The organism is Actinomycetota bacterium (assembly GCA_036280995.1).
In the GTDB taxonomy this organism is placed as follows: domain Bacteria; phylum Actinomycetota; class CALGFH01; order CALGFH01; family CALGFH01; genus CALGFH01.
The window spans coordinates 1-4,164 of sequence record DASUPQ010000645.1; the positions used below are offsets into that span (position 1 = coordinate 1).

Annotated in this window: 4 protein-coding genes; 3 read left to right on the forward strand and 1 reads right to left on the reverse strand. The window is 69.7% G+C overall.

The features are described from left to right. The first annotated feature begins 115 nt into the window (after positions 1–115). From VF468_22010 to VF468_22020, 3 genes are read left to right on the forward strand one after another with little or no spacing between them, the layout of a single operon-like run. Entirely contained in the window at positions 116–448 is a 333-nt protein-coding gene (locus tag VF468_22010) for a hypothetical protein (GenBank protein ID HEX5880966.1), read from the forward strand. 3 nt (positions 449–451) lie between these two features. After that, positions 452–697 (forward strand): hypothetical protein, encoded by a 246-nt coding sequence (locus VF468_22015; GenBank protein ID HEX5880967.1) that lies wholly within the window; start codon positions 452–454, stop codon positions 695–697. Between the two features lie 30 nt (positions 698–727). Continuing rightward, positions 728–1,075, forward strand: a complete 348-nt coding sequence (locus tag VF468_22020; protein ID HEX5880968.1) for a hypothetical protein — start codon at positions 728–730, stop codon at positions 1,073–1,075. A 1,651-nt stretch (positions 1,076–2,726) separates the two neighbouring features. Here the strand turns inward: VF468_22020 and VF468_22025 are convergent. Then, the coding region (locus VF468_22025) for an adenylate/guanylate cyclase domain-containing protein (GenBank protein HEX5880969.1) at positions 2,727–4,164 on the reverse strand (1,438 nt) is incomplete at its 5' end.

Consider the following 4,164-nt stretch of genomic DNA (forward strand, 5'->3'; position numbering starts at 1 on the left):
TCGGCACGCGAATAGCAGGTTCCGGAACGTGCTATTGCGTGCCCGGTCAAGGGCGTGCATGATCGCGCTGGTCGGGGCAGGCTTCCCGGTCGGGCCCTGAGGATGGGGGGACGCGATGACAGACCGTCACGCCGAGGCCCTGACAAAGCTTGAGGCGCGGCTGCGGACCGGCCCCGGGGAGCTCTCGCCACAGACGCGCGCCGCGGCAATCGACGCCGACCCGCTCCCGGACCTGCTGGCCGAAGGGTACGTGGAGACGATCCGCCGGCACGCCTACAAGCTCACGGACCGACGCCTGGAGGAGCTTGCGCAGGCTGGCTGGAGCGACGACCAGATCTTCGAGCTGACCGTCGCCGCCGCCTTCGGGGCAGCCAAGCGGCGGCTGGATGCGGGGCTGCGGGCGCTTGGGGAGGCTGCGGGGGGCCACCCCTCGGCTGGGGAGGGATGAGGGATGCGGCTGGCGGCCATCAGGCGAGGCAACCGTTGGCCGAACCGCCTGTTCATCCGGCTGGTCGGCAAGATGGCAAAGATGGACCCGCCCGATGTGGTGAGGACGATGAACTACCGCTCCGGGTTCTTCGGCGGGCCATTCACGGCGTTGCTGCAGTCGGTGATGCGGGGCCCGTCGGCGTGGACGGTTGGTGAACGTGAGCTGTTTGCCGCCTACACCTCCTACCTCAACCAGTGCCCGTTCTGAACGGGGAACCACGGCGCGGTCGCGTCGACGGTGCTGGGAGAAGAGATCACCCAGGCGGTGTTCGCCGACCCCGCATCGGCGCCCATCTCGCCAAAGCTCAAAGCCGCCCTGGGGCTGGTCCGGAAGCTGACGCTGGCGCCTGAGGAGGTCGGCGCCGACGACATCCGGGCGACCCTGAAGGCCGGCGTAAGCGAGGACGCCGTGAAGGACGCGGTCTACGTCTGTTTCGCGTTCAACCTGATCGACCGCGTGGCCGACGCACTCGGCTTCGACCTCATGGACGAGGAGGGGTACCGGCAGGCGGCACAGGTCCTGCTCAAGTTCGGGTACAAGCTTCCGACACCCCTCAGGCTGTTGGCACGGAACCCGGCCTGGTAGGCCCCGAACTCCCGAACCTGACCGAGCCGCCAGGCAGCGGCAGCTCGGCTGCCATGGAAGGGCCCGCACCCGGCAGGCAGCCTCGCTGGCCTGGATCGATCGGGTGCGTCGGTCAGCAGCGCAGCGGCAGGGCCCACAGCCGGGCGAACGCTGCTCAGCGACCCAGGTACCCTGGCGGGGTCGGCCGTCGGGGTCCACGGCGGGCTGCCATGCCGGCTCGGGCAGCCCGAGGATCGCTCGCTGGACGCGCTGGTCGCAGTCGAACCCGATCGAAAACGCAAGGTTGCGGCGGGCCAGCTCGTCGGTGAAGGCGTGGGTCGCGGCGGCGGAGTCGGCTCGGACCAGCATCGGCTGGTCCCGCAGCGGCTTTGGGCAGTGCCAGTAGGGCCATCGCCCCGGTCCAGCCAGCAACCCAGCGGATGAAACCCGAAGCCCTGCTTGTAGGTCGGCGCCGCGCCCTGCTTGTCGGAGTGGGCCTGGATCAGGGTCGCGTCCAGGTCCAGCAGCAGCGGTCCCACCGGCGCCATCCCCAGCGCCCAGGCCTGCCCGCGGACCCTGGCCAGCGCCGACCACAGCCCGGCGATCCCCCGTGGGTCGGCAGACAGCTCCTCCGCCAGCACCCGCCAGGCGGTCGGGGTCGAGGCGACCTGACCGAACAGCTCCGGCTGGTCGCGGAGTACGGCAAGATCGCTGACGCAGTCGCCACCGTCGGCGAGCATGACCACCAGGTCGCGCAGCACCTGCCCGCGGTCATGGCCGCCAGCGCGCACACCACGGTTGGCGCGGCGGCCAAGCTCACGGGTCAAGCCCAGCCGGTCTGCCAGCTCACCAAGCAGCGCCGCGCCGACGTGACGACAAGCTGCCCACGCCATCGGCCACGACTTCGAACCGGCCTCGTGGGGGTTGGTAGCCTGCACCCGCAGGGTGACCCTCCTGGTCGGGTGGATGCGACCGTCAGACAGCCGCATCCTCCCTGGTCGGGAGGGTCCCCTTGCTACCCGGCACCAGCGTGCCCATCGCCCACGCGAAATAGCTGGGCTAGGGCTCGAATTTTCGCCGTCTGAATTCCGCCTACTGCTGGCGTTGAGCGCAATCGAGGCCTCAGCGGACGATGCTCGGCCCACGAGCATTATTCGCGTTGTCGAGCGCTGTGCAACGCCTAGGACGAGGTGACGACCCTCGCGCGTGGACCTCCTAGCCCGTCTGAGCTGTGACGATAATGTCCGTGCCCCTGGCAGGACTCGAACCTGCAACCTGCTGTTTAGGAGATGTCTCAGCCCAGACGCTGTGCTCGACCGCGAACTTGCTGGTCGGCAGCGACCGTGAAGCGAAAGTTATCAGCTCGTCGAATCCTCGAGAGCTGTCACGTTATCCAACGAGAACGCCCTCAGCCGCTTCCGGGCATGTCCACACCCCTGCCGCCAGTGTACGGCCGCAGTGGGTCGCTCACTGTCGCTTCGTGAGTCATAGCCTCAAGGCCCCCCCGGGGGAGTGGAGCGGCCGCGCCGAGCGGTGCGCTTCGCGCGCGATCGATTGATCGGACTAGAGACTGTCTGGTCCGACGTTGCGTCCTCCATCGGCTCGAGTTGATCGCCCTGGTGATCCTGGGGCCGCCCGCAGTGGTGTTCGCGGCGAGCTATGGGCTGCAGGGTCAACTTGTGTTGGCGTGGACCGACCAGACGATGTCTCGCTCGGGATGGTAGGAGCAGAACACGCCGGTGCGGATCGAGGCAGTGAGATGCTGACCAAGCCGTGGGTGGGCTCGAGCGATGCGGCCCATGGCGTTGCGAATGCGGCGGGCTACTGCTTTGCGGGCGCGTTCGACGGCGTCAGGCGCCCGGCGGGGTCGACCGGCGAGGCCGTAGGCGGCGGTCAGCGCGGTGATCAGCGCGTCGAGCTCCTCACGGGCGGCGGCATGCGCTTCTGCGTCGCTCCGTTCCTGGGCCTCCTCCAGCTCCTGTTCCAACTCGGTGATCCGGCGCTGGTAGTTGGCGCGGGCGGCCTGGTCGATGACCGGCTCGCCCCGGCCTTGGATCGCGAGCCCAGCCTCGGCCGCCTGTGACGGTGGGGTCGACCGCGCCCCGGTCCCATCGGCCATCAGATCCAGGACGTGGAACTCGCGGCCGGGCTCGCCAAGGAGACGCCCGAGGTCGCGGAGGCCCTTGGTGTCGCGCAACGTGACCACCAGGCCCCGGTAGCCGATGGTCCAGTACTCGCCGTCGCGGCGGAAGAGGCTGGTCTGTTCGACCGCCCAGCGGCGGACGGCTTCGGGGCTGGCGCCATGGCGCAGGACCGGGAAGACCCTGGGGATCCCCGGCATGCCGGCCAACTCGACGTCGCGGCCCTCACCGAACCGGATGCCCGAGCCGGCAACGAGGTCGCGGACCGTGCTGGAGACCAGGATCTGTCCGGGGGCGGCCAGCTTGACGATGCGCGCGCCCACGTGGACGGCGATGCCATGCAGGTCGGCGTCGACCAGCTCGCACTCGCCGGTGTGCACCCCGACGCGCACCGACAGCCCCTTCGGCTCGGCCGCCTCCACGATGCCCAGGGCGCACCGGATGGCCCGGGCGGGGCCGTCGAACACCGCGAGGACACCGCCGCCGAGATGCTTGACCTCCTCACCGCCGAAGCGGGCGAGATGGGTCCTGACGTCCCGGTCGTGGGCGGCCAGCAGTTCACGCCAGGCGTCGTCACCCAGGTCGACAGCTCTGGGGGTGGAATCGGCGATGTCGGTGACGACCAGGGTGAGCAGCCGGCGCCGTCGGGGGACCGGGGTCCGCGATCCGACGAGGAAGTCCTGCACCTCGGCCAGGACGGCCTCGGCATCGCCGACGAACGGGAGATGGTCGACCCCCTCCAGCTCCACGAAGCGGGCATCGGGGATCTGGGACGCGACCTGGCGTCCATGGCGCACCGGGACCAAGCCGTCGTCACCGCGGTGGAGCACCAGGGTGGGCACCCGCACAGTGGGGAAGACATCGACGAGGTCGTAAGCGTAGAACGCCGACAGCAGGGGCAGGATGGCGCCTCGGCTCACCGACTGTCTCGCGTACTTGGCCAGCCACTCGGTGAACGGCTCGTCGCCC